This window comes from Microbacterium sp. BLY (genome assembly GCF_017939615.1).
GTDB lineage: Bacteria > Actinomycetota > Actinomycetes > Actinomycetales > Microbacteriaceae > Microbacterium.
Map to the genome: position 1 here is coordinate 504738 of NZ_JAGKSR010000001.1, position 23139 is coordinate 527876.

Sequence of the window (23139 nt, forward strand, 5' to 3'; positions counted from 1 at the left end):
CCCCCATCCTGCCGCAGACATCGGATGTTGTGCGAGGATGAGCGCCATGGCTGTGACGGACGAGGCGATCGAGAAGATCAAGGCGATGATCGTGTCGGGCGAACTGGCCCCCGGCGATCGCCTGCCCCCGGAGAAGGAGCTGTCCGAGCGCCTCGGTCTCTCCCGCAACTCGATGCGCGAGGCGGTGAAGGCGCTGGAGGTCATCCGCGTGCTCGATGTGCGGCGCGGCGACGGCACCTACGTCACGAGCCTGGAGCCGCACCTGCTGCTGGAGGCGATCGCGTTCGTGGTGGACATGCACGACGACGACTCGATGCTGGAGATGTTCGCCGTCCGCCGGATGCTCGAGTCGCAGGCCACCGGGCTCGCGGCCACCCTCGGCACGGACGAGGCGATCGCGGCCCTGCAGGAGGAGGTGGAGGCGGTCGACGCGTCCGTCGGGATCGAGGAGCTCGTCGACCACGACATCCGCTTCCACCGCGAGATCGTGGGCATGGCGGGCAACGCCTACCTCGCGAGCCTCATCGAGCACCTGAGCAGCCAGACGGTGCGGGCGCGCGTGTGGCGGGGCCTCACGGAGGGCGGCGCCGTGGAGCGCACCCTGTCGGAGCACCGGGCCATCGCCGATGCGATCGCGCAGCGCGATTCGGCGCTGGCGACCTCCCTCGCCACGGCCCATATCGCGGGTGTCGAGCGCTGGCTGCGGCAGGCCGCGTCGGCCTGAGCCGTCAGGCCCCGAGGCGCTGCATCGCGGCGTCGAACTCGGCTGCCGAGCTGTCGCTCACCTCGTGGAACAGCAGCTCGTCGAGCACGTCGGGCGCGGCGGTGAAGTAAGGCACACCCGCCGCGCGCAGCCCGGTGATGTCGTCGGCCGAGCGCAGGGAGGCGGCGAGGACGTTCGAGTCGCTGCCGGCGCACATCTCCTGCATGCGGGCGATGAGCGCGTCGCCGTCCATGCCGGCGTCCCGCATGCGGCCGAGGTACGGCGCGATGTAATGCGCGCCGATCGAGGCGCACGCCAGCGCCTGCGCGACCGAGTAGACCGCAGTCACGAGCACGGTGGCTCCGTCCCGGACGAGGGCGGACGCCGCCGCGAAACCGGCCGCCGTCGCGGGCACCTTCACCGCCACCCGGTCGCCGAGCGCGCGGATGCCCTCCGCGTTCCGGAGGAAGGAGGCGGTGTCGCCGCCCCAGGTCTGGAAGAAGACCTCGCGGGCCCCCTCGTCCACCCAGCGGGCGTAGAGGTCGGGGATCTCCGCGGCCGTGCGGCCGCCGCGTTCGAGGATCGTCGGGTTGGTCGTGACGCCGTGCACCACCCCGGCGGAGAGCAGCCGCGATACGCGGTCGGTGTCGGCGCTGTCGACGTACAGGCGGGGCGCGATCGCGGTCATCGGGGTCTCCTCGCGGGCAACCTGTCGTTACAGGTGGGGATTCGGCTAATGTAATGACAGCTCCCGAGCCTTGTCAAAGACGCGGGAGTCCCGCGCTGTCGAAGAGGATCAGGAGCGAGATGACCCCCGCACACCCCGGCGACCGTTCCGGCGTCGTCATCGTCGGCAGCGTGACGGCCGACGTCACGACCTTCTCCCAGCGGCTTCCGGCCCGCGGCGAGACCATCCTCGGCGACGAGTTCACGCTGATGCTCGGCGGCAAGGGGGCCAACCAGGCCGTCGCGGCCGGGCGCTCCGGCGCCCGCACGAGCTTCGTGGGCTGCGTCGGCGACGACCTGTTCCACGACCTGGTGGTGGACGGGCTCACCGCCGCCGGCGTCGATCTCGCGCACCTGCGCACCGTGCCGGGGCCGACCGGCATCGCGCACATCCGCGTCGACGCCTCCGCGCAGAACGACATCGTCATGGTCCCGCTCGCCAACGCCGCCCTCAGCACGGCGCAGATCGACGAGGCGCTCGCGGCGCTCGCTCCGACCACCTCGGTGCTGCTCACCCAGCTCGAGACGCCGTCCGCCCTGACCGCGCACATCACGGCGCGGGGGCGCGAGCACGGCATGACCGTGATCCTCGATCCGGCACCGGCGGCGGAGCTGGCGCCCGAGATCTGGCGCAGCATCGACATCGTCACCCCGAACGAGACCGAGGCGTCGCTCATCAGCGGCATCGAGGTGACCGACGCCGCCTCCGCGGAGCGCGCCGGGCACTGGTTCCTGGAGCAGGGCGTCGGCGCCGCCGTCATCACCCTGGCCGGGCAGGGCTCGTGCGTGGTCACCGCCGACGGCGCGACGGTGGTGCCCCCGTTCCCCGTCGAGGCCGTCGACACCACCGCCGCGGGCGACGCCTACGCCGGGTACCTCGGCGCGGCCCTCGCGAGCGGGGCGGCGCTCACCGACGCCGTCCGGCTGGCCACTGCGGCCGGCGCCCTCACCGTCACGAAGCAGGGGGCGTCGCCGAGCCTCCCCCACCGCGCCGACGTCGAGGCCTTCCTCGCCGCGCGCACCGCGGCCGCCGTCGCGAACTGATCTCAGGAGCACACGATGCGCAAGACCCCGACCACGATCAACCCCGCGCTGTCCCGCGTCATCAGCGAGACCGGTCACACCGACCTGATCGTCGTGACGGATGCGGGGCTGCCGATCCCACCGGGCTCCGAGCGCATCGATCTCGCCTACCGGCCCGGCGCACCGGCCTTCCTCGACGTGCTCGACACCGTGCTCGCCGAGCTGGTCGTCGAAGGCGCGACGGTGTCGGCCGAGGTCGCCGAGAAGAGTCCCGAGGTGCTCGACGCCCTGCGTGAGCGCTTCGCGGGGATGAGGTTCGAGATCGAGCTCGTCCCGCACGTCGAGTTCAAGAAGCGCACGCATGACGCCCGGGCGTTCGTGCGCTCCGGGGAGTTCACCCCGTACGCCAACGTGATCCTGCATGCGGGGGTGGCGTACTGATGACGACCGTCGAGGATGCGATCGACCGCCACAGCGCGGCCCCCATGTACGACCAGCTGCGGCAGCTGATCATCGACGGCATCGCCCGCGACGGCCTGCAGCCGGGTGATCCGCTCCCCGGTGAGCATCGGCTGTGCGAGCGCTACGGCATCTCCCGCACGGTCGTCCGGCAGGCACTCGCGCAGCTCGAGCACGAAGGGCTCGTGGAGCGTGTGAAGGGCAAGGGCACGTTCGTCTCGCGCCCGCGCACCAGCGAGAGTCTCGTGCACACGCTCGTGGGGCTGTACGACGACGTCGAGCGGCGCGGCGGCCACGTGCACAGCGACGTCCTCCGGCACGAGCAGACCCTCGCGGACGAGGAGGTCGCCCTCGCCCTGGAGGTGCCGGTCGGGTCGCCCGTGATCGCCCTGGAACGTCTCCGGCACGTGGACGGCGAGCCCTGGTCGCTCTCGACCACCTGGATGCCCGAGGCGGTCGGTGCGGTCACGCTGGGCGCCGACCTCACCGAGGCGTCGCTGTACCGGCTGCTCGCCGACCACGGCATCGTCGCGACGCACGGCGTCCGCTCGGCCGAGGCGACGGTCGCGACGCACGAACAGGCGCAGCATCTCGGTGTGAGCGCCGGCTCGGCGCTCCTCCGTCTGCGCAGCATCAGCCGCAGCGAGGACGGGCTGCCCATCGAGTACTTCATCGCGTACCACCGGGGCGACCGCTCGCGCTTCGAGTTCCAGCTCCAGCAGGAGCAGTCGCAGGCGTCGCTGATGCACGTGGACGGCTCGGGCGGGGCGTCTCCCGCCGGCACCGTCGGCTGACCCCAGGCCGGTACGCTCGAGGGCATGAGCGACTGGAGCAGCACCGCGATCGCCCTGCTGGAAGCCGATGCCAACCGCAGCGCCGACACGCACCTGCACCTGTTCCCCCTGCCGTCCGAGTGGGGCATCGACCTGTACCTCAAGGACGAGTCGGTGCACCCGACCGGCTCGCTCAAGCACCGTCTGGCGCGCTCCCTCCTCCTCTACGGGCTCGTCAACGGGCGCATCCAGGAGGACACGACCCTCGTGGAGTCGTCGAGCGGCTCGACCGCGGTGTCGGAGGCGTACTTCGCGCGGATGCTGGGGCTGAAGTTCATCACGGTCGTGCCCCGGTCGACGGTGCAGGAGAAGATCGACCTCATCGAGTTCTACGGCGGCACGTGCCACTTCGTCGACCGCGCGGAGGACATGTCGCCGGAAGCGCAGCGCCTCGCGTCGGACTGCCACGGCCACTACCTCGACCAGTTCACCTACGCCGAGCGCGCGACCGACTGGCGCGGCAACAACAACATCGCCGACAGCGTGTTCGGGCAGCTGGCCCAGGAGCGGCACCCGATCCCCCGCTGGATCGTCACGGGCGCCGGCACCGGGGGCACCAGCGCCACGTTCGGCCGCTATGTGAAGTACCGCCGCCATGACACCCGGATCGCGGTCGTCGATCCGGAGGGCTCGGCCTTCTACGACGGCTGGGCGGGCACGGTCGACCCGCCGGCCGGGCGGCCGAGCCGCATCGAGGGCATCGGGCGGCCGCAGGTGGAGGCCTCCTTCGTGCCGTCCGTGATCGACGAGATGATCCAGGTCCCGGACGCGGGCTCCATCGCCGCCATCCGCCTCCTCCGCGAGCGCACGCTGCACTGGGCGGGCGGCTCCACCGGCACCAACCTCTACGGCGCGTTCCAGCTCATCGCCCGGATGCGCGCCGCGGGCGAGACCGGCAGCGTCGTGACCCTGATCTGCGACAGCGGCGTGCGCTACGCCGGCACGTACTACTCCGACGAGTGGGTGGCGCAGCAGGGGTGGGACCTCGCTCCGCACCGTGCGCGACTGGAGCGGTTCCTGGAGACCGGGGCCTGGGAGGACTGATCCGCGGGTTACGCTGACCCCATGACCACACTCATCCTCACCGTCGCGGGTGCCGACCGTCCGGGCCTCGTGGCCGCCGTCGCCGATGTCGTCGACGCCCACGGCGGCAACTGGGAGAACAGCTCCCTCGCCGAGCTCGCCGGCACGTTCGCGGGTGTCATCGAGGTGTCGGTGCCGACGGAGCGCACCGGCGAACTCGAGACCGCCCTCCGGGCGATCCAGGGTCAGGGGCTGCTCACGCTGTCGGTGCTCACCGGCACCCCGGGCCCGTCCGAGGACGAGGAGCAGCTGCTCGTGATGCAGGTGCTCGGCAACGACCGTCCCGGCATCGTGCGGGAGGTGTCGGCGGTGCTGAACGCCCATGCCCTGAGCATCGAGGAGCTCGCGACCGAGACCCGGGACGCCGCGATGGCGGGCGGGCGGCTGTTCGAGGCGTCGGTGATCGCGAAGGTGCCGCCGACGGTCGACCTCGACGCTCTGCGCGCCGATCTGGAGCGTCTCGCGTCCGAGATCCAGGTCGACATCACGCTCGGGTAGCCGTTCGCCGACCCACCCCTTCCGGTGCCCCCCACCCCCTTTCGGACGTCCGAAGAGGGCCGGGAGGCACGAAGGGGGGCGGGTCGGCCGGGAAACCAGCAGTCAGAGGCCGGAGTACCGCCGCACCCAGTACTCGGTGTACGCGACGTGGGCGGACGCGGCGGCCGAGGCCGCGACGGGATCCGCGGCGGCGAGGCCACGCAGGATCGCGCGGTGGCCGGCGTCGGAGTGGATCTTGAGCTCCGCGGCATCCTCCGGGTCGGAGATCCGGTAGGCGCGGGAGCGGGAACGCAGCACGTCGATCAGGCTGGTCAGGGCGTCGTTGCCCGCGACCGACGAGATGGCCATGTGGAACTCGTGGTCGAGGCGGGACTGCGCCTCGAAGTCGGTCGTCGACTCGATCTCGGTGAGCACGTCGTCGAGCGCAGCCACCGTGTCCTCGTCGATGCGCGCCGCGGCGAGCGCCGCCGCATGCGGTTCGAGCACCCGCCGGAGCTCCGTCAACTCCAGCACCCCGGCCATCGGCAGCAGTCCGACCGTGAGGGAGAGACTGCCGATGAGGTCGGCGGCGCGGAGCTCGCTGACATAGCTGCCGGACCCGTGCCGTGTCTCCAGCACGCCCAGTGCGGCGAGGGTGCGGATGGCCTCGCGCAGCGACCCTCGGGAGACGCCGAGCCGTTCGCACAGCTCCCCCTCGCTCGGCAGCCGGTCGCCGGGGCGCAGCGCGCCGTCGGCGATGAGGGCCCGCAGGCCGTGCAACGCCGTGTCGAGTGCGCTCATCGTCATCCTCCCTGACCCTCCGCCACCCCTCGTGCAGTCTGTCGGAACCACCGGGCGCCGCAAACTCGTATGACAACTATGTTCCATCTTCGCGGATTCGTAGCCAAAACAGGAGGCGTGTGGCAAAGTTGTGCAACAACTCGCCCCCACTCATCGATGAGGTCCGATGCCCGCTCCGCAGTTCCCCGCTCCGCTCACGCTGAACTCCGGCCTGCGAGCGCGCGATGCCTGGCCCCTCGACCCGACGGTGATCCACCTCAACCACGGATCCTTCGGAGCCGTGCCGTCCGTCGTCGTCGCCCACCAGGACGCGCTGCGCCGCCGCGCCGACCTCAGCCCCGTCGAGTGGTTCCCGCGCATCGCGGAGCGGGTGCAGGATGCCAGGGAGCGCACCGCACCGTTCGTCGGTGCCCGCGCGGAGGACAGCGTCTTCGTCCCCAACGCGTCCGCCGCGGCCACGGTCGTCTACAACGCGCTCCAGCTCGAGCAGGGCGACGAGATCCTCGTCACGGATCAGGGCTACGGCGCCATCACGATGGGCGCCGAGCGCCTCGCCCGCCGGTTCGGCGCCTCCGTCCGCACGGTCGCCCTTCCGCTGCTCGCCTCCGACGACGAGATCGTCCAGCTGTTCGCCGACGCGCTCACCCCGCACACGCGGCTGCTCGTCGTCGACCAGATCACCTCGCCGACTGCCCGCCTGCTGCCCACCCGCCGCCTCGCCGACCTCGCGGCCGCGCGCGGCGTGCGCACCCTCGTCGACGGCGCCCACGCTCCCGGTCTCATCCCGGATGCGGCGGCCGTCGCCGGCGGCGACTGGTGGTTCGGCAACCTGCACAAGTGGCCCTGCGCGCCTCGCGGCTCCGCCCTCCTCGTGACGACCGCCCCCGACCGCGACGAGCTGTGGCCGCTGATCGACTCGTGGGCCGCCCGCGAACCGTTCCCCGAGCGCTTCGACACCCAGGGCACGATCGACGCGACCACCTATCTCGCCACGCCCACCGCGATCGAGTTCATCGAGGCGGAGTTCGGGTGGGCCGCCGCCCGCACCGCGATGGCGGAGCGCGCCGATGCCGGCGCCGAGATGATCGCCGAGGCCCTGCGCCCGTACAGCGATGAGGACCCGCTGACCCCGCTGCCCTCGCCGGTGCCGTCGATGCGGCTGATCCGGCTGCCGCTCGGCCTCGGCGCCACCCGCGAGGAGGCCGACGCGCTGCGGATGGATCTGCTCGACGAGGTGGGCGTGGAGACCGCATTCACGAGCTTCCGCGGCGTCGGCTACTTCCGCCTGTCGGCTCACCTCTACACGGAGGCCTCCGACGTCGAGGCGTTCGTGGAGCGCTGCGTCCCCGCCATCCTGCGCCGCGCCGGGATCCGTCCCGCCGAGGCCCTCATCCTCCCCTGACCCGCATCACCTCCTGCACGACCCACCCGAAAACCCATCCATTCCCCACCGAGAGGCACATCGTGAAGAACAAGATCTTGACGACCGCAGCCGGAGTCGGCACCGTCGCCGTCCTCGCACTCACCGGCTGCTCCGGAGGCTCCGGCTCGTCCGGCGACGGCGGCGACGTCACCCTCCAGATGGTCGAGAGCCTGACCAACCCGGCCCGCACCGAACTCATCCGCGGACTGCTCGACGAGTTCGAGAAGGACAACCCCGACATCACCGTCAACCTGGTCTCACCGCCCACCGAGCAGGCCGACCAGAAGATCCAGCAGATGCTGCAGTCCGGCAAGGGCGTCGACGTGCTCGAGGTGCGCGACATCACCGTCGGACCGTTCGCGAACAACGGCTGGCTGTACGACCTCGGGCCCGACCTGAAGAAGTGGGACGGCTGGGACGCCCTCACCGAGAACGCGCAGTCGGCCTCGGTCGCGGAGGACGGCAAGAGCTACTTCGTCCCCTACGGCTTCTACGGTCTCTCCCTCTTCTACCGGACGGACCTCGTGAAGGACGCCGGATTCGACGGTCCGCCGCACAGCTGGAAGGACCTGCTGGAGCAGGCGTCCGCGATCCAGGACCCGTCGAAGAACATCTACGGGTACGCGTTCCGCGGCGGTCAGAACGCGAACAGCAACGTCGTCGCCGCGATCGAGGCCTACACGATCGACGGTCTCGACACCGAGGACGCGTTCCTGATGAAGGACGGCTCCACGATCTTCGCCGCTCCCGAGGCGCAGGAGGCCGTCGACGACTACTTCGAGCTCTTCACGAAGGCGTCGCCGCCGTCCGCCGTCTCGTGGGGCTACCCCGAGATGGTCGCCGGCTTCACGAACGGCACCACCGCATTCCTGCTCCAGGACCCCGAGGTCATCGCGACCGTGCAGGACTCGTCGCTCAGCGAGGACCAGTGGGACACTGCTCCGCTGCTCGTCGGCCCGTCCGGCAAGGCCGCGCAGCCGCTGGCCGTCGCCGGCTGGGGTGTCGCGGAGAACAGCGCGCACAAGGAGGCCGCGGTGAAGCTCGTCGAGTTCCTCTCGTCCGCTGAGCCCGCCACCGAGTTCGCGCAGGCGAACAGCCTCGTCCCGATCATCGCGGCCGCCGCGGACGACGAGTTCTACTCGACCGGCCCGTGGACCAGTTACGTCACCATGACCGAGGACCCGGAGACCTACGTCAACGTGCGCCAGCCGCGCGGGGTCAGCTGGTGGACCGAGTGGATCCAGAAGTCCGACCAGGACGTGCAGAACGTGCTGCTCGGCAACATGTCCACGAAGGACCTCCTCGCCTCCTGGGACGCGTTCTGGACCGAGAAGTACGCCGCGGAGAAGGGTTGATCCGTGGCCCGCACCATCCGTAAAGGGGGCTCCGTCGGCACCGCCGGCGGGGCCTCCCCGGCATCGCGTCGTCGCCCGTTCCGGGGTCGCACCGCGCTCACCCTGCTGGCGTTCCTCGCGCCCGCGATCGTCTTCGTCTGCTGGTTCACCTACTGGCCCATGCTGCAGGGCGCCCGCATGGCGTTCCACGACTGGAACCTGTGGGACCTCACGTCGACCCCTTTCGTCGGCTTCGACAACTTCCTCGCCGTGTTCCGCGATCCGGCGTTCCCGACGGTGGCGTGGAACTCGGTGCTCTGGGTGGTCGGCTCGCTGGTGCCGCAGCTCGTGATCGGCTTCCTGATCGCCCTCGCCCTGCGCAAGCGGTTCCGCTTCCGCGGCCTCTACCAGGCGCTGGTGTTCTTCCCCTGGGCGGTCTCCGGCTTCCTCATCGGCATGCTGTTCCGCTGGATGTTCAACGCGGAGTTCGGCGTCGTCAACGACCTGCTCATGAAAGCGGGCCTGATCGACGCGCCGCTGCCGTGGCTGGCCGACCCGAAGCTCGCGATGTTCGCCGTGATCGTCGCGAACATCTGGTACGGGGTGACCTTCTTCGCGATCATGATCCTCGCGGCGCTGCAGTCGGTGCCGGACGAGATGCTGGAGGCGGCGAGCCTCGACGGCGCCGGCAAGGTGCGGCAGCTGTTCTCGATCATCATCCCGTACATCTCGATGACGCTGCTGCTGACGATCCTGCTGCGCGTGATCTGGATCTTCAACTTCCCCGACATCATCTACGCGATGACGAACGGCGGCCCCGCCAACCAGACCCACATCATCACGACCTGGATGATCAACTACACGCAGCAGGGCAACTACGGCATCGCGAGCGCCATCGGGCTCATCGTCGTGGCGTTCCTCATGGTGTTCTGCGCGTTCTACCTGATGGCGATGCGGAGAGTGCAGCGATGACCATCACCTCGTCCGTCCGGACCGGATCCTCGATCACCGAGACGCGCCGCATCACGGTGCCCGACCCGAAGGCCGCCCCGCGTCCCAAGCCCCGCGTCACGGTGGGCGGCGTGGTGCGCATCGTCGGCCTGACGCTGTGGCTGCTGATCACCCTGTTCCCGCTGTACTGGATCACGCTCACCGCGTTCAAGTCGCCGGGGACCATCAACCGCTTCCCGATCGAGTACTGGCCGAGCGAGCCCTCGCTGGACAATTTCACGAGCCTGTTCGAGAAGAGCTCCTTCGGGACGTTCCTGGCGAACTCGGCCATCGTGGCGGTGTCGGCAGGCGCCGTGGCGACGCTCATCGCCCTGCTCAGCGCGTACGTGCTGGCGCGGTTCGAGTTCCGCGGCAAGGGGGCGGTGCTCATCGCGTTCCTGCTGACGCAGATGATCCCGGCCTTCATCGCCCTCGGGCCGCTGTACTCGATGATGACCGAGCTCGGCCTCGTCGACACCAAGCCGGGCCTCATCCTCGTCTACATCGCGATCTGCATCCCGTTCTCCACGGTCATGCTGCGGGGCTTCTTCGAGAACGTCCCCGACGCGCTCGAGGAGGCGGCGATGATCGACGGCTGCTCGCGCCTGGGCGCCCTGTTCCGGGTGCTCGTGCCGGTGATGACCCCGGGCATCATCGCCGCGTTCATCTTCAACTTCGTGAACTGCTGGAACGAGCTGTTCCTGTCGGTCGTCCTGATGAACACCGACGCGAACCGCACCGTCCCGTCGGCGCTGAACGGCTTCATCTCGACGTTCAACATCGACTGGGGCTCCATGAGCGCCGCGGCCGTGCTGACGATCCTTCCGACGATGGTGATGTTCGCCCTCGCCAGCCGCTGGATCGTCCAGGGCCTGACCGCCGGCGCCGTCAAGGAGTAACCCGCCGAGTCGCGCGAATGGTCGCATTCCCGGACGGAATGCGACCATTCGCGCTCTTCGACGGCCTAGACGAGCCGGGACTTCGGCGACACGGAGTACGTGTGCTCGGCGTCGCGGTTGACCGTGTCGCCGAGGGCCTCGTCGATGGCGGCCATGGTGTCGGCATCGAGCGTCACACCGGAGGCCTTGACCGTGTCGGCGAGCTGCTCCGGACGGGAGGCGCCGACCAGGGCCGCTGCGACGTTCGGGTTCTGCAGTACCCACGCGATCGCGAGTTGCGGCATCGACAGCCCCGCCTGCTCGGCGATCGGCTTGAGGCGCTGCACCGCGGTGAGGATGTCGTCCTGCAGGAAGCTCTTGATGAAGCCCGCGCCCGAGTTCTGATCCGTCGCCCGCGAGCCCTCCGGCACCGGCTGGCCCGGCAGGTACTTGCCGCTCAGCACGCCCTGCGCCATCGGCGACCAGACGATCTGCGAGATGCCGAGCTCCTCCGACGCCGGAACGACCTTGCCCTCGATGACCCGCCACAGCATCGAGTACTGCGGCTGGTTCGAGATGAGCTGGATGCCGAGCTGCTTCGCCAGGGCGTGACCTTCGCGGAGCTGCTCCGCCGTCCACTCCGAGACGCCGATGTAGAGCGCCTTGCCCTGACGGACGACGTCGGCGAAGGCCTGGAACGTCTCCTCCAGCGGGGTCTCGTAGTCGAAGCGGTGGGCCTGATAGAGATCGACGTAGTCGGTGCCGAGGCGCTGCAGCGAGCCGTTGATCGACTCCATGATGTGCTTGCGGCTCAGGCCGGTGTCGTTCGGGCCCTTGGGACCGGTGGGGAAGTAGACCTTCGTGAAGATCTCGAGGCTCTCGCGGCGCTGGCCCTCCAGGGCCTTGCCGAGCACGACCTCGGCCGCCGTGTTGGCGTACGTGTCCGCGGTGTCGAACGTGGTGATGCCGGCGTCGAGGGCGGCGTGCACGGTCTTGACCGCGGCGTCGTCCTCGACCTGCGAGGCGTGCGTGACCCAGTTGCCGTACGTGATCTCCGAGACCTTGAGACCGCTGTTGCCGAGATAGCGATAGTTGACCATGGACCAACGCTAGTCCCGCTCGGGGACCGGCGGGCCGGATCGGCGGTGATCGTCAGGCGGTGGCGGGCGCGGGCCCTCGCCGACGGGACGTGAGCGCGGCGCCGACCAGCACCCCGACCGCGGACAGCGCGCTGATCGCGTACAGGGGCAGCGCCCACGGGGAGGCATCGGCCCCGCTGATCCCGAACGTGTCGGCGAGCGCCATCCCCGGGCCGAAGGAGGCGACGAAGTAGGCCGGAGTACCGCCCATGAGCACGGCGAGGAAGGTCATGGCCGGCACGATGGGATGTGCGCGCATGACCACGCAGACCACCGCCACCCCGATCGCCAGGCAGACCCCGGCACCGAGGATGCCGAGGACCGTCGTCGGCATGAGGCTCTCCCCGGCGTTCGACATCGCCGCGCGGACCTCGTCGAGGGAGAGGTCGCCCGGAGCCGCGGCGAGCGGGTTGAGCACGAGGATCTGCACAGCGGCGAGCGCCGCGTACGCGGTGACGACGAGCACGCCGGCGACAGAGGTCCAGAGGGTGGAGCGCGGCACCGGTGTCATGCGGTCACCCTAGGCAGGGCCGCTGAGAGAATCCCGGTACTCGCGCCAGGCATCGCCCAGCCGACGCACGCCCTCGGTGAGCACGTCGTCCGGCGCGGTGAACGGCAGGCGCACGTGGTCGTCCGGAGCGGCGGCCGAGACCGCGAAGGCGCCGGTGCCGGCGATGGAGACCCCGTGCGCCGCAGCGATCCGCGCGAGAGCCGACGCGGAGCCCCGCGGCAGGGCGGCCCACAGCGAGAGGCCGCCCCGAGGAGCGTCGTAGGTCCAGTCGGGAAGGTGCGCGTCCATCAGCTCCTCCAGCAGCCGGAGCCGTTCCTGATGCACGCGGCTGCCCACGCGACGGAGCTCCGTCGCGTGGGCGATGAGGTCGAGGGCGAGCAGCTGGCCGGGCACGCTCGTGGACTGGTCGGCGAGCTGCCGCGCTCCGCGGAGCCGCCGGACCAGGACGGGATCGGCGCGCAGCCACCCGATCCGCAGGCCTGCCCAGGCCCACTTCGACACGGACTCGACGACGAGCACCGGGGCATCCGGCCGTTCGGAGGCGAGCGTCGGCGGCACGACCCCGTCGAACGAGATGCCGGCGACGACGCGATCCTCGATCACGGGCACCCCGTACTGCGCGGCGAGCGCCGCCACACGATGCCGCGCCGCGGCGGGCAGACGCGTCCCCGTCGGATTCTGGTGGTGCGGGTTGAGCGCGATGAGGACGGGGCGCAGTCGGGCGATCGCCTGCTCCAGCGCGTCGACGTCGAGGCCGTCCGCGCCCATCGGCACGCCGTGCACCGTCCCGCCGCGCAGCCCCACGGAGTCGGTCACACCCGGCCAGGTGATCTCCTCCGCGAGGACGACGTCACCCGGTTCCACGAGCGCGTTGACGACGAGGCTGATGGCCTGCTGCGCGCCGTGGGTCACGAGGATCTGCTCGGGCGTGGTCGGCGTCCCCTCGGCGCGGTACATGTCCGCGATGAGCTCCCGCAGGGCGGGGAGCCCCGCGGGATCGGTCTCCGGGAGCAGGGCGAGGTCGAGCCGCGGCCGGTGGTCGCGGATCAGCTGCACCCCGAGCTCCGGGATCTGCGGCACCGTGCGGAGCAGATCGATCGCGTTCGGGAGAGCCGAGAACAGGGCTTCCCCGCGGCCGGGGCGACGGTCCGCCGCCGGGGTCGAGGGCGTACCGGAGACCCGGGTGCCGCTGCCCTGCCGCCGTTCGACGAGGCCCCGCTCCGCCAGGGACGTGTAGGCGGCCACGACGGTGCCGCGTGAGACGGCGGCCACAGCGGCGAGCGCGCGCTCGGCGGGCAGGCGATCGGTCGGACGGAGCTCACCGCTGCCGATGAGGGCGGCGATCCCCGCGGCGAGCCGGGCGGAGAGGGGGCCGTCGCCGTGCGTCCAGCGACCGAGACGTGCAGCGAGCGCGGCGGCGGACACCTCCCCCGCCTGCACCAGCACGGGGGCCGATCCGTGGGCCACCGGCGCCACATTGGCCCTGTCCGTCGTGTCCATAGCACCCGATTCTGGACCAATGACACGCACCGCGACCACTTACTCCGGAGATCTCGGTCCAATCCAAAGGGATTGGACCATCGGCGAGCTTCTGGTCTGGCTCGCCGACGACATCCGCACGCACGACCCCTCGCTCCGGGACCACCTGGCGCTCATCGAGGCCGCCGTGAGCGGCGCCCCCTGGCCGACCGCCTCGTCCACCGTCGCCCCGTCCACGGTCGCCGTGATCCGTTCCCTCGCCCTGGCAGCGCGGGCCGGGAACCTCTCCCCCGTGCGAATCGCCCACTTCGTCCCGAATCCGGCGGAGATGGAGCAAAGGGAGCGATTCGAAACCACGGAGCGTCAGGTGGCCTGAGCCCCGGGGGTGGTGACGATGTCGGCGCGATCGCGGAAGCCCTCCGCGGTCACCCTGTCGAGCGCGACCTGCTTGCGGATGGCCAGCGCCTTCTCGTACAGACTCGGGTCGCCGTAGCTCGTCAGCACCTTCACCAGCACCGGCAGCAGCTCGATCATGAAGAACAGCGCCGCGATGAGGATGTGCGCCCACAGGATCGCGGGCTCCTTCTCGCTCAGGCGATTGAGACCGCTGATCTGACTGAGCAGGCCCACGGCCCCGGCGTTGCCCTGCGCCACGGAATCGGCCCGGGCGTTGTAGGCCGCGAGCGCCTGCTCGTACGTGTCACGGGCGGCGGGGAGCTCGTCCTTCGCCTGCTGGCGGTTCTGGGACTCCGATGCCGAGGTGTTCTCCTTGGCGGCGCTGCCGGCGGCCGCGAGTTCCTCGTTCGCGGTGCGGAGCTGGGCGGCCAGGGCATCGTAGGTCTGCTGGGCCTCGGCGAGCTGGGCCTGAGCGGCCTGCGAGCTCGCACCCTCGCCGTTCACCCCGGTGCAGCCGGGCACGGTGCCCGCGCCTTCGCCGGTGAGCTCGCACTGATACAGCGTCCGCGCCTGGTCGATCACGGCCTGCTGCTCCGTGAGCTTGGCGGTGAGGTCGTCGACCGTGGCCTGCGCCGCGGACTCGGTCGCCGACGACGACTCGGTTCCCGCGACGATGCCCGTGGCCGCCTGGTTCTCGAGCGCGGCGACACGCTCGGACGCCGCGTCCAGCGCCTTCTTCTCGGGGCCGGTCTCCAGCGCCTCCTGGTCGGACTGTGCCTGCACGATGTTGGTCGCGGCGACCTCGCGCGAGATGTCGTTGTGGAAGATCTGCAGCACGAGCGGCTCCGCGACGACGAAGCCGATGATCGCGGCCATGATGACGCGGGGGATCGCGAGACCGATGAGCTTCCCGATGTTGCGGGTCGACGTCATGGTCGAGGTGAGGAACCGGTCGAGGTTGAAGATGATGAGCGCCCACACGATCGCGAGCGGGACGGCCAGCCAGATCGCGGCGCGCACGCCCGTCGTGAGCGCGAACAGCATGGAGATCGCACTGACCAGGGCGGTTCCCGCGAGCACGAAGAACATCTGCACGAAGCGCGGGGTCTCTCCGGGGACGCGGTCGAGCACCTCGCCTTCCGCGCCGCCGAGGATGGCGAGGGCGCGCAGCCGCTCGGCGGCCGTGCGTCGACGCCGCGGCTTCCGCGTGCGCGGTGGGCGGGCCGGGCGGTCGGCGACGGCCTCCGCACCATCCGCGGTCGAGGACGCCGTCACAGGCTCGGGCGCCGGGTCGTCGGAGGCGACGTCGGGCTGCGCAGGTGTGTCGCCGGTCGGCTCGAACTCGCGCAGGAAATCGAGGTCATCGGTCTCGGCGTTCGGGTCGCCGTCGAGGATGATCCGACCCTGCGAGTCGAAGCGACCCGGGCGGTGGGCGGAATAGGGCATTCCGACAATCTACGAAACTTCGCCTGTGCATAGCGTGGAAGAGCGGGGCGAGAACCCTTCGAATCACCGGGTGAGTGAGGCGGCGTAGGCGGCCAGGGCGTCGTCGAGGGTGAAGTGGCCCGCCGCGGCGAGGGTGCCGAGGCCGTGCATCAACCCCCACAGCGACACGACGTCCGTCGGGCGGTCGAGCCCCGCCGCGGCGGCCGCCTCCGCCAGCATGCCCTCGAGCGCGTCGATCAGCGGGGCCATGGTCTCGGTGGGAGACCCCGGGACGCAGACGGTGGGGTCGTAGACGGCATCGAACGCGTGAGGATGCTCGACGGCGAAGCGGATGTAGGCCGATCCCCCGGCCACGAGCGTGTCGTACGGCGTCGCTGCCCCCTCGGCCGCTGCGCGCACCTGCTGGAGGAGCTCGGCCATGCTCCGCTCGGCCAGGGCCTTGAGCAACCCGAGGCGGTCGGAGAAGTGATGGTAGGGGGCGTTGTGGCTGACGTTCGCCGCGCGCGCGACTTCGCGGAGGCTGATCTCGGCGGCCGGTCTTGTCTCGAGCAGCCGCATCGCGGCGTCCTCGAGCGCACGGGCCAGATCACCGTGATGGTAGCCGCCCTTCGAACTTGACATGAGCAACATTGTCTCTTATGTTGACACTGTCCAACCAGGTTGACACTGTCCAGATGGGAACCGCATGTCCGCACTCGTCATCGACGGCCACCCCGACGCCCGCTCGCTCACCGCCGCCCTTGCCCGCCGTTACGCGGACGGCCACGGCGATGCGCGCCTGCTCGCGCTGCGCGACCTCGACTTCGACCCGAACCTGCGATTCGGCTACCGGGAGCGCATGACGCTCGAACCCGACCTCGTCGACGCGCGGCGCGCGCTCCACGACGCCGACGCGCTCGTGGTCGCCACCCCGCTGTGGTGGGGCTCGGTGCCCGCACTGCTCAAAGGGTTCTTCGACCGCACCCTCCTCCCCCAGCAGGAGTATCGCTACACGAAGCGCGGACTCCCCCAGGGCCTCCTCCCGGCGCGGCACGGCCGGCTGCTCCTGCTCGCGGACACGCCCTGGTACGCCGTGCCGTTCACCGGGCTGCCCGCGCACACGCAGGTCGCCCGCAACACCCTGCGCTTCTGCGGCGTCCGCACCGTCCGCACGACGCGGATGCTGGGCGTGAAGCACGCCCGCCCCGCGACCATCACCGGATGGCTCGACCGGGCCGAGCGCCTCGGCGCCGGGGATGCGACGCGGGACCGCGCGCGTCAGGCCAGCGCGGCGGAAGCGGCCTCGTCCTCGGACGTCGCGACCAGCTGACCGCACGCCCCGTCGATCTCCTTGCCGCGGGTGTCGCGGAGGGTCGTCGGGATGCCGGCGTCGTTGAGCCGCCGCACGAACTCCTCGGTCACGTCCTTCTCCGAGGACGTCCAGATCGAGCCCGGCGTCGGGTTCAGCGGGATCGGGTTCACGTGCACCCACCCGCGACCGCGCTGGTTGAGCTTGTCCGCCAGCAGGTCGGCCCGCCAGGCGTGGTCGTTCATGTCCTTGATGAGCGCATACTCGATCGAGACGCGCCGGCCGGTCTTCGCGTAGTAGTCGTAGGCCGCGTCCAGCGCCTCGTCGACCTTCCACCGCGAGTTCACCGGGATGAGCTCGTCACGCAGGTGGTCGTCCGGAGCATGGAGCGACAGCGCGAACGTGACCGGGATGTTCTCGTCGGCGAGCTTCCGGATCGCGGGCACGAGACCGACCGTGGAGACGGTGATCCCCCGTGCGCTCATGCCGAGCCCGTCGGGCTGCGGGGCGACCATGATGCGCACCGCGTCCATCACGCGCTTGTAGTTCGCGAGCGGCTCGCCCATGCCCATGAAGACGATGTTCGACACCCGCTCCATGCTGTGGTCGTCACGCTTCTTGCCGCCGAGCTCGCCGTTGGCGATGGCCCGGTTGGCCCGCACGATCTGCTCGATGATCTCGGCCGTGGACATGTTGCGCGTCAGCCCCGCCTGGCCCGTGGCACAGAACGGGCAGTTCATGCCGCAGCCGGCCTGGCTCGACACGCACAGCGTGATGCGGCCGGGGTAGCGCATGAGGACCGACTCGACGAGCGCGCCGTCGTGCAGCCGCCACAGGAACTTGATCGTGTCGCCGCGATCCGTCTCGAGCCGGCGCACCTCGGTCATGAGGGGCGGGAGCATGCCGCCGACGAGATCGTCGCGGATGGCGGCCGGAAGGTCCGTCATCTCGGCAGGGTCGGACGTGTAGTGACGGAAGTAGTGCGTCGCGAGCTGCTTGGCCCGGAACCCGGGGAGGCCCAGCTCCTTCACCTTCTCGATACGCTCGGCCGGGGTGAGGTCGGCGAGGTGCACGGGCGGCTTGCCGCGCTTCGGGCTCGCGAACTGCAGGAGCGGCCGCCCCTCGGCGTCCTTCTTCTGCGTCCACCCCTCGGTCGCGGGCCGCACCTGCGGGGTGCGGGTCTCGCGGATCGCCCCCGAACGGGACGACGCGGGCGCGGTCGCGGGGCGCGTGTCGGGCGTGCGGGGGTTCTCGGCCATCCCTCCAGGGTACCGGGATGCGGGTGGGAGGCGGCTGGGCAGGCGAGTCAGCCGGCCGACCCGCGCATCACAGCTTGTAATGACAAGTTGGGGTGCGCGAGAATGGGGCGTCCCCTCGATCTAGGAGCCGCATGTCCGACCGTCTCGCCCGCGCCCGCACCACCGGCATCCTCGCCGTCCTCCGCGCCCCTTCGCCGGAGCAGGCCCTGGAGGCATCGGAGGCGATCCTCCGCGGCGGGGTCTCCGGCATCGAGGTGACCTTCTCGACTCCTGACGCGCCGGCGGTGATCCGGGAGCTCATCGCCCGGCACGGCGACACCGCGTACATCGGTGCCGGCACCGTCACGACGGCGGAGCAGGCGACTCAGGCCGCCGACGCGGGCGCCGCGTTCCTCGTCAGCCCCGGGACGCTCCCCGACCTCACCCGCGCCATGCTCGACACCGGCCGGGTCGTGATGACCGGGGCGATGACGCCCACGGAGGTCATGGGGGCACTCGAACTCGGCGTCGACGTCGTGAAGATCTTCCCCGCCTCCCTCGGCGGGCCGTCCTACCTCGGTGCGCTGCGCGGGCCGTTCCCCGACGCACCCCTCATGCCCACGGGCGGCGTGAAGCCCGACAACCTCGCCGACTGGTTCGCGGCCGGCGCCGTCGCGGTCGGCGCGGGCGGCGACCTCGCCAACGGCGCGGCGATCGCGAACGGCGACTGGGCGGACATCGAGCAGCGCGCCGCGCGCTTCGCCGCCGCCCTCGCAGCCACGCGAGGCTGAGCCGTCGACCTCCGGGATCGTTTGGTATACCGGATGCATGCGGATACGACGGATGGCGGCGGCCGTCGCGCTCGCGGGAACGCTGCTTCTCGCCTCGGCCTGTACCGCCGCACCCTCGGCACCGACCCCGGAGGCTCCCATGACCGACGCCACATCCGCCCTGCTCACCGCGGCCGCCGCAGGGGATGCTGACGGCGTCCGCCGCGCCCTCGACGCGGGCGCCGACATCGACGCGCGGGGCGACGGCGGCATGACCCCCCTGGTCGCGGCCACCAAAGCGAACCACGTCGACGCGGCGCGAGTGCTGATCGACGCCGGCGCCGACGTGAACGCCAAGGACTCCGCCTACCTCTACGCCGGCGCCCGCGGACACGACGAGATCCTGCGGATGACCCTCGATCACGGGGCCGACGTCCGCAGCACGAACCGCTTCGGCGGCACGGCGCTGATCCCGGCGTCCGAGCGGGGCCTGCGGCCGACGGTCGAGATCCTGCTGGAGGCGGGAGTCGATCCGAACCACGTCAACGACCTCGGCTGGACCGCCCTGCACGAGGCGATCGTGCTCGGCGACGGCTCCGCCCGCTACGTCGAGGTGGTGCGCGCCCTCCTCGACGGCGGCGCCGATGCGACCATCCGCGACGGCGACGGCGTGCTGCCGGTCGACCTCGCGACCGACCGCGGGTACGACGCCATCGTCGCCGAGCTGCGGCGGTGACGGCCCTCGATCCCTGGGCCTGGGCCGCGCTCGGCGCGGCCGCGGTCGTCATCGGGATCTCGAAGACCGCCCTTCCGGGCGGCAGCATCCTCGCGATCGCGCTGTTCGCCGCGGTCCTCCCCGCACGCACGTCGACGGCCGCGATGCTCCTGCTGCTCATGGTGGGCGACGTGTTCGCCCTGCTCGCGTACCGCCGGCACGCGCACTGGCCCACGCTGCTGCGGCTCGCTCCGGCCGTCGTGGCCGGGCTCCTCCTCGGCTTCGCCTTCCTCGCCCTCACCGGCGACGGCATCGTGCGCCGCGCCATCGGCGTCATCCTGCTGCTCATGATCGCCGTGACCCTGTGGCGGCGCTGGCGGCAGACCAGGGCGGAGCAGGAGGTCGCCGCCCGCGGGGGCATCGTGCTCGCCGGGGTCTACGGGACGCTCGGCGGCTTCACGACCATGGTCGCCAACGCGGGCGGGCCGGTGATGTCGATGTACTTCCTCGCCACGCGCACACCCGTCCAGGTGTTCCTCGGCACCTCCGCCTGGTTCTTCGCGATCATCAACGTGATCAAGGTGCCGTTCCTCGCCGGGATCGGACTGTTGACCGGTCCCGTGCTGCTCACCGACGCGATCCTCGCGCCGCTCGTGGTGCTCGGCGCGCTGCTCGGGCTGCGGCTGGCGCGCCGCCTCGACCAGCGGCTCTTCGACCGCATCGTGATCGTGCTGACGGTGCTCGGCGCCGTCTACCTCCTGCTCTAGCCCATCGACACGCTCAAGGCGCTCCGACAGGCTCCGGCCCTTCGACAGGCTCAGGAACCCAAGGCCCTTCGGCAGGCTCGGGAGCCGGCGGTGGGTCGCTGAGCCTGTCGAAGCGCGTCAGTCGAGGAAGATGTCCGGGAACAGCGCGCTGTCCGGAGTCCCCGGCACGGCGGCGTAGCCGGAGAAGTCGGTGACGCCGTTCGCCTCCAGCACGTCCTCCACGATGAGCGTCTGCCCCGTGTACGAACGCGCCGGCTGGGTGAGCACGGCGTGCGCCGCGTCGGCGTAGATGTCGGCCGTGCGGCTCGCCGCCATCACCCGGTCGCCGCCGAGGAGGTTCTGCACCGCCGCCGTCGCGATGGTCGTGCGCGGCCACAGCGTGTTGGCGGCGATACCGTCCTCAGCGAACTCCGCCGCGAGCCCGAGCGTGACCATCGTCATCCCGAACTTCGCCAGCGTGTACCCGGTGTGCGCGCCGAGCCACTTCGGCGTGGGGTTGAGGGGCGGCGAGAGGGAGAGGATGTGCGGGTTCTCGGCGTCCTTGAGGATCGGGACCGCCGCGCGGGAGAGCATGAACGTGCCGCGGACGTTGACGTCCTGCATCAGGTCGTACTTCTTGGCGGAGAGGTCGAGGGACCGGGAGAGGTCGATGACGCTGGCGTTGTTGATGACGATGTCGATGCCGCCGAACTCGCCCTGCGTCTTCATGACGGCCTCGGTGATGTGGTCGTCGTCGCGCACGTCACCCACGATGGGGAGGGCCTGACCGCCGGCGGCGCGGATCTGCTCGGCCGCGCTGTGCACCGTGCCCTCGAGCTTCGGGTGCGGGGCGTCCGTCTTCGCGAGCATCGCGATGTTCGCCCCGTCGGCCGCGGCGCGCAGGGCGATCGCGAGGCCGATCCCCCGGCTTCCGCCCGACATGAGGATGGTCTTTCCAGCGAGTGTGCTCATGGTTCTCGTTTCGAATCGCTTGATTGGCGGGGTTTCCGGTTCGAATCGGACCATTCAGGCGATTCGAAAGCCGGGAGGCGTCACCGGGGAGCCATGCGGATGGCGCCGTCGAGGCGGATGGTCTCGCCGTTGAGGTAGCCGTTCTCGACGATCTGCTGCACGAGGGCGGCGTACTCGTCGGGACGACCGAGGCGAGCGGGGAACGGCACCTGCTGGCCGAGCGAGTCCTGCGCCTCCTGCGGCAGGCCCATGAGCATCGGGGTCTCCATGATGCCGGGCGCGATCGTGCACACGCGGATGGCGTGACGGGCGAGCTCGCGGGCGATCGGGAGGGTCATGGCGTGCACGCCGCCCTTGGACGCGGAGTAGGCCGGCTGCCCGATCTGCCCGTCGAAGGCCGCGACACTCGCGGTGTTCACGATGACGCCGCGCTCCTCGTCGTGCGGCTCGTTCGCCGCGATGACGGCCGCGGCCTGGGAGATGACGTTGAAGGTGCCGACGAGGTTGATGCGCACGATGCGCTCGAAGTCGGCGAGGACGGCGGGGGTGCCGTCGCGGTCGAGCACCTTGGCCGGCGGGGCGATGCCCGCGCAGTTGACGACCACCCGCAGCGGCGCGGCGGCCTGCGCCGCGGCGACCGCGGCCTGGACCTCGTCGACACTCGTCACATCCGCGGCGACGAAGAGCCCCCCGAGCTCGGCCGCGATCTCCTCCCCCTTCGACGAGGCGAGGTCGATGATGGTGACGTGCGCGCCGGCGGCCGTGAGCCGACGGGCGGTGGCCAGTCCCAGTCCGGAGGCGCCGCCGGTGACGAGGGCACCCTGTCCGCTGATCTGCATCTGATGTTCTCCTTCGAACGTCGTCGTGGGACATGCATGGAACGCAGTCCCAGCCTATGCGGTTCTTGGTTTCATCGCAGGCCCGCCGCGTCGCCCCCGAGCCTACGACACCGAGGTTCCGGCAGGATGAGGAGGTGAGCATCCCCGCAGCGTCCATCGAGGTGCCCGACCGCGTGCGCCATCTCGCCGCCGGCGCCGCGCTGACGCCGGTCTGGCGCAACGCGATCGGCGGCCTCACCTTCCGCACCGACGACGGCCGGTACATCAAGTGGGGCCCGCACGACCCCGAGGCCACCATGCGCGACGAGGCCGAGCGGATGCGCTGGGCGCGCACCTGGATCACCGTGCCCGACGTGATCGCGCAGGGCCAGGACGAGGCGCACGAGTGGCTCGTCACGGCGGCGCTCCCCGGGCACAGCGCCGTGGACCCGTGCTGGGCCTCGTCGCCGGAGACCGCCGTGCGCGCGGTCGGTCTCGGTCTCCGGGCCCTGCACGACGCCCTCCCCGTCGCGGAGTGCCCGTGGACCTGGAGCCCGGACGAGCGCATCGCGAATGCTGCGGTCCGCGGCACGACGGTGCCGACCGATCTGCACGAGGCACCGTCGATCGACCGCCTCGTCGTGTGCCACGGTGACGCCTGCCTCCCCAACACACTGCTCGACGACGACGGCCGCCCCCTGGCCCACGTGGACCTCGCCGCGCTCGGGGTCGCCGACCGGTGGGCCGACATCGCCGTGGGGGCGATGAGCACGCTGTGGAACTTCGGCCCGGGCTGGGAGGACACGCTGATCGCCGCGTACGGCGTCGACCCGGACCGCACCCGCCTCGAGTACTACCGGCGGCTGTGGAACGCGACCTGAATCGTCACCG

Annotated in this window: 26 protein-coding genes; 16 read left to right on the forward strand and 10 right to left on the reverse strand. The window is 70.9% G+C overall.

From position 1 onward, the window contains the following. Positions 1-46 precede the first annotated feature (46 nt). Positions 47-724, forward strand: a complete 678-nt coding sequence (locus KAF39_RS02680; RefSeq protein WP_025105368.1) for a FadR/GntR family transcriptional regulator — start codon at positions 47-49, stop codon at positions 722-724. Between the two features lie 4 nt (positions 725-728). On the opposite strand, the gene KAF39_RS02685 is transcribed toward KAF39_RS02680, so the two are convergent. Next, the gene (locus KAF39_RS02685; RefSeq protein WP_210675839.1) at positions 729-1391 is read right to left on the reverse strand and encodes a transaldolase family protein; all 663 of its coding nucleotides are present in this window, start codon (positions 1389-1391) and stop codon (positions 729-731) included. A gap of 119 nt (positions 1392-1510) precedes the next feature. Between KAF39_RS02685 and KAF39_RS02690 the strand changes: the two genes are divergently transcribed. Genes KAF39_RS02690 through KAF39_RS02710 form a run of 5 tightly spaced genes read left to right on the forward strand, consistent with a single transcriptional unit; the run spans position 1511 to position 5325 of the window. Next, positions 1511-2473: a ribokinase gene (locus tag KAF39_RS02690; RefSeq protein ID WP_210675840.1), complete on the forward strand. Its 963-nt coding sequence runs from the start codon at positions 1511-1513 to the stop codon at positions 2471-2473. Positions 2474-2488: 15 nt separating this feature from the next. After that, positions 2489-2893 carry a D-ribose pyranase gene (gene rbsD / locus KAF39_RS02695; protein WP_210675841.1) on the forward strand — a complete coding sequence of 135 codons (405 nt, stop codon included), beginning with the start codon at positions 2489-2491 and terminating at the stop codon, positions 2891-2893. Then, complete coding sequence (locus KAF39_RS02700) at positions 2893-3705, forward strand: GntR family transcriptional regulator (protein WP_210675842.1); 813 nt, start codon at positions 2893-2895, stop codon at positions 3703-3705. The genes rbsD and KAF39_RS02700 overlap by 1 nt, the downstream gene beginning before the upstream one ends. 24 nt (positions 3706-3729) lie before the next feature. Further along, a complete protein-coding gene (locus KAF39_RS02705; RefSeq protein ID WP_210675843.1) occupies positions 3730-4788 on the forward strand; it encodes a PLP-dependent cysteine synthase family protein in 1059 nt (352 codons plus the stop codon). A gap of 21 nt (positions 4789-4809) precedes the next feature. Then, complete coding sequence (locus KAF39_RS02710) at positions 4810-5325, forward strand: glycine cleavage system protein R (protein WP_210675844.1); 516 nt, start codon at positions 4810-4812, stop codon at positions 5323-5325. Between the two features lie 102 nt (positions 5326-5427). Here the strand turns inward: KAF39_RS02710 and KAF39_RS02715 are convergent, their stop codons facing one another. Beyond that, the gene (locus KAF39_RS02715) at positions 5428-6105 is read right to left on the reverse strand and encodes a FadR/GntR family transcriptional regulator (protein WP_210675845.1); all 678 of its coding nucleotides are present in this window, start codon (positions 6103-6105) and stop codon (positions 5428-5430) included. A gap of 166 nt (positions 6106-6271) precedes the next feature. Between KAF39_RS02715 and KAF39_RS02720 the strand changes: the two genes are divergently transcribed. The 4 genes from KAF39_RS02720 (at position 6272) to KAF39_RS02735 (ending at position 10751) form a co-directional block, all read left to right on the forward strand. Beyond that, entirely contained in the window at positions 6272-7507 is a 1236-nt protein-coding gene (locus KAF39_RS02720; RefSeq protein WP_210675846.1) for an aminotransferase class V-fold PLP-dependent enzyme, read from the forward strand. 62 nt (positions 7508-7569) lie between these two features. Then, positions 7570-8883 carry a sugar ABC transporter substrate-binding protein gene (locus KAF39_RS02725; protein WP_210675847.1) on the forward strand — a complete coding sequence of 438 codons (1314 nt, stop codon included), beginning with the start codon at positions 7570-7572 and terminating at the stop codon, positions 8881-8883. A 3-nt stretch (positions 8884-8886) separates the two neighbouring features. After that, on the forward strand, positions 8887-9834 hold the full coding sequence (locus KAF39_RS02730; protein WP_210675848.1) for a carbohydrate ABC transporter permease: 948 nt from the start codon (positions 8887-8889) through the stop codon (positions 9832-9834). Then, a complete protein-coding gene (locus KAF39_RS02735) occupies positions 9831-10751 on the forward strand; it encodes a carbohydrate ABC transporter permease (protein WP_210675849.1) in 921 nt (306 codons plus the stop codon). Before KAF39_RS02730 ends, KAF39_RS02735 begins: the two co-directional genes overlap by 4 nt. Before the next feature lie 65 nt (positions 10752-10816). Here KAF39_RS02735 and KAF39_RS02740 read toward each other — a convergent pair whose 3' ends face one another. The 3 genes from KAF39_RS02740 to KAF39_RS02750 are packed head-to-tail and all read right to left on the reverse strand — an operon-like array spanning position 10817 to position 13880. Beyond that, complete coding sequence (locus KAF39_RS02740; RefSeq protein WP_210675850.1) at positions 10817-11830, reverse strand: aldo/keto reductase family protein; 1014 nt, start codon at positions 11828-11830, stop codon at positions 10817-10819. 52 nt (positions 11831-11882) lie between these two features. Further along, on the reverse strand, positions 11883-12380 hold the full coding sequence (locus tag KAF39_RS02745; RefSeq protein ID WP_210675851.1) for a hypothetical protein: 498 nt from the start codon (positions 12378-12380) through the stop codon (positions 11883-11885). A 9-nt stretch (positions 12381-12389) separates the two neighbouring features. Then, on the reverse strand, positions 12390-13880 hold the full coding sequence (locus tag KAF39_RS02750; protein ID WP_246878209.1) for a PLP-dependent aminotransferase family protein: 1491 nt from the start codon (positions 13878-13880) through the stop codon (positions 12390-12392). 19 nt (positions 13881-13899) lie between these two features. On the opposite strand from KAF39_RS02750, the gene KAF39_RS02755 reads away from it, so the two are divergent. Next, positions 13900-14235, forward strand: a complete 336-nt coding sequence (locus KAF39_RS02755) for a hypothetical protein (RefSeq protein WP_210675852.1) — start codon at positions 13900-13902, stop codon at positions 14233-14235. Here KAF39_RS02755 and KAF39_RS02760 read toward each other — a convergent pair. Continuing rightward, positions 14223-15701, reverse strand: a complete 1479-nt coding sequence (locus tag KAF39_RS02760; RefSeq protein WP_210675853.1) for a DUF4407 domain-containing protein — start codon at positions 15699-15701, stop codon at positions 14223-14225. The genes KAF39_RS02755 and KAF39_RS02760 overlap by 13 nt on opposite strands. A 63-nt stretch (positions 15702-15764) precedes the next feature. Beyond that, a complete protein-coding gene (locus tag KAF39_RS02765; RefSeq protein WP_210675854.1) occupies positions 15765-16322 on the reverse strand; it encodes a TetR/AcrR family transcriptional regulator in 558 nt (185 codons plus the stop codon). Between the two features lie 64 nt (positions 16323-16386). Here KAF39_RS02765 and KAF39_RS02770 point away from each other — a divergent pair, with 64 nt between their 5' ends. Continuing rightward, positions 16387-17010 (forward strand): NAD(P)H-dependent oxidoreductase, encoded by a 624-nt coding sequence (locus tag KAF39_RS02770; RefSeq protein ID WP_210675855.1) that lies wholly within the window; start codon positions 16387-16389, stop codon positions 17008-17010. Here KAF39_RS02770 and rlmN read toward each other — a convergent pair. Next, positions 16959-18248 (reverse strand): 23S rRNA (adenine(2503)-C(2))-methyltransferase RlmN, encoded by a 1290-nt coding sequence (rlmN, locus tag KAF39_RS02775; protein WP_246878210.1) that lies wholly within the window; start codon positions 18246-18248, stop codon positions 16959-16961. The two genes, KAF39_RS02770 and rlmN, sit on opposite strands and share 52 nt — an antisense overlap. A 131-nt stretch (positions 18249-18379) precedes the next feature. Here rlmN and KAF39_RS02780 point away from each other — a divergent pair, with 131 nt between their 5' ends. Genes KAF39_RS02780 through KAF39_RS02790 form a run of 3 tightly spaced genes read left to right on the forward strand, consistent with a single transcriptional unit; the run spans position 18380 to position 20479 of the window. Then, complete coding sequence (locus KAF39_RS02780; protein WP_210675856.1) at positions 18380-19018, forward strand: bifunctional 4-hydroxy-2-oxoglutarate aldolase/2-dehydro-3-deoxy-phosphogluconate aldolase; 639 nt, start codon at positions 18380-18382, stop codon at positions 19016-19018. 37 nt (positions 19019-19055) lie between these two features. Then, a complete protein-coding gene (locus KAF39_RS02785) occupies positions 19056-19733 on the forward strand; it encodes an ankyrin repeat domain-containing protein (protein WP_210675857.1) in 678 nt (225 codons plus the stop codon). Then, positions 19730-20479 carry a sulfite exporter TauE/SafE family protein gene (locus KAF39_RS02790; RefSeq protein ID WP_210675858.1) on the forward strand — a complete coding sequence of 250 codons (750 nt, stop codon included), beginning with the start codon at positions 19730-19732 and terminating at the stop codon, positions 20477-20479. The genes KAF39_RS02785 and KAF39_RS02790 overlap by 4 nt, the downstream gene beginning before the upstream one ends. 117 nt (positions 20480-20596) lie before the next feature. On the opposite strand, the gene KAF39_RS02795 is transcribed toward KAF39_RS02790, so the two are convergent. Both KAF39_RS02795 and KAF39_RS02800 read right to left on the reverse strand, forming a co-directional pair. Continuing rightward, a complete protein-coding gene (locus KAF39_RS02795; RefSeq protein ID WP_210675859.1) occupies positions 20597-21430 on the reverse strand; it encodes an NAD(P)-dependent oxidoreductase in 834 nt (277 codons plus the stop codon). Positions 21431-21510: 80 nt separating this feature from the next. Beyond that, the gene (locus tag KAF39_RS02800; protein ID WP_210675860.1) at positions 21511-22269 is read right to left on the reverse strand and encodes an SDR family NAD(P)-dependent oxidoreductase; all 759 of its coding nucleotides are present in this window, start codon (positions 22267-22269) and stop codon (positions 21511-21513) included. Between the two features lie 134 nt (positions 22270-22403). Here KAF39_RS02800 and KAF39_RS02805 point away from each other — a divergent pair, with 134 nt between their 5' ends. Then, entirely contained in the window at positions 22404-23129 is a 726-nt protein-coding gene (locus KAF39_RS02805; RefSeq protein WP_210675861.1) for an aminoglycoside 3'-phosphotransferase, read from the forward strand. Positions 23130-23139 lie beyond the last annotated feature (10 nt).

Bases quoted from the DNA above. Each gene is read 5' to 3' on its own strand.
- KAF39_RS02680 (WP_025105368.1), top strand. From the start codon at position 47: ATGGCTGTGACGGACGAGGCGATCGAGAAGATCAAGGCGATGATCGTG.
- KAF39_RS02685 (WP_210675839.1), bottom strand. From the start codon at position 1,391: ATGACCGCGATCGCGCCCCGCCTGTACGTCGACAGCGCCGACACCGAC.
- KAF39_RS02690 (WP_210675840.1), top strand. From the start codon at position 1,511: ATGACCCCCGCACACCCCGGCGACCGTTCCGGCGTCGTCATCGTCGGC.
- rbsD (WP_210675841.1), top strand. From the start codon at position 2,489: ATGCGCAAGACCCCGACCACGATCAACCCCGCGCTGTCCCGCGTCATC.
- KAF39_RS02700 (WP_210675842.1), top strand. From the start codon at position 2,893: ATGACGACCGTCGAGGATGCGATCGACCGCCACAGCGCGGCCCCCATG.
- KAF39_RS02705 (WP_210675843.1), top strand. From the start codon at position 3,730: ATGAGCGACTGGAGCAGCACCGCGATCGCCCTGCTGGAAGCCGATGCC.
- KAF39_RS02710 (WP_210675844.1), top strand. From the start codon at position 4,810: ATGACCACACTCATCCTCACCGTCGCGGGTGCCGACCGTCCGGGCCTC.
- KAF39_RS02715 (WP_210675845.1), bottom strand. From the start codon at position 6,105: ATGAGCGCACTCGACACGGCGTTGCACGGCCTGCGGGCCCTCATCGCC.
- KAF39_RS02720 (WP_210675846.1), top strand. From the start codon at position 6,272: ATGCCCGCTCCGCAGTTCCCCGCTCCGCTCACGCTGAACTCCGGCCTG.
- KAF39_RS02735 (WP_210675849.1), top strand. From the start codon at position 9,831: ATGACCATCACCTCGTCCGTCCGGACCGGATCCTCGATCACCGAGACG.
- KAF39_RS02740 (WP_210675850.1), bottom strand. From the start codon at position 11,830: ATGGTCAACTATCGCTATCTCGGCAACAGCGGTCTCAAGGTCTCGGAG.
- KAF39_RS02745 (WP_210675851.1), bottom strand. From the start codon at position 12,380: ATGACACCGGTGCCGCGCTCCACCCTCTGGACCTCTGTCGCCGGCGTG.
- KAF39_RS02750 (WP_246878209.1), bottom strand. From the start codon at position 13,880: ATGGACACGACGGACAGGGCCAATGTGGCGCCGGTGGCCCACGGATCG.
- KAF39_RS02755 (WP_210675852.1), top strand. From the start codon at position 13,900: ATGACACGCACCGCGACCACTTACTCCGGAGATCTCGGTCCAATCCAA.
- KAF39_RS02760 (WP_210675853.1), bottom strand. From the start codon at position 15,701: ATGCCCTATTCCGCCCACCGCCCGGGTCGCTTCGACTCGCAGGGTCGG.
- KAF39_RS02765 (WP_210675854.1), bottom strand. From the start codon at position 16,322: ATGTCAAGTTCGAAGGGCGGCTACCATCACGGTGATCTGGCCCGTGCG.
- KAF39_RS02770 (WP_210675855.1), top strand. From the start codon at position 16,387: ATGTCCGCACTCGTCATCGACGGCCACCCCGACGCCCGCTCGCTCACC.
- rlmN (WP_246878210.1), bottom strand. From the start codon at position 18,248: ATGGCCGAGAACCCCCGCACGCCCGACACGCGCCCCGCGACCGCGCCC.
- KAF39_RS02780 (WP_210675856.1), top strand. From the start codon at position 18,380: ATGTCCGACCGTCTCGCCCGCGCCCGCACCACCGGCATCCTCGCCGTC.
- KAF39_RS02785 (WP_210675857.1), top strand. From the start codon at position 19,056: ATGCGGATACGACGGATGGCGGCGGCCGTCGCGCTCGCGGGAACGCTG.
- KAF39_RS02795 (WP_210675859.1), bottom strand. From the start codon at position 21,430: ATGAGCACACTCGCTGGAAAGACCATCCTCATGTCGGGCGGAAGCCGG.
- KAF39_RS02800 (WP_210675860.1), bottom strand. From the start codon at position 22,269: ATGCAGATCAGCGGACAGGGTGCCCTCGTCACCGGCGGCGCCTCCGGA.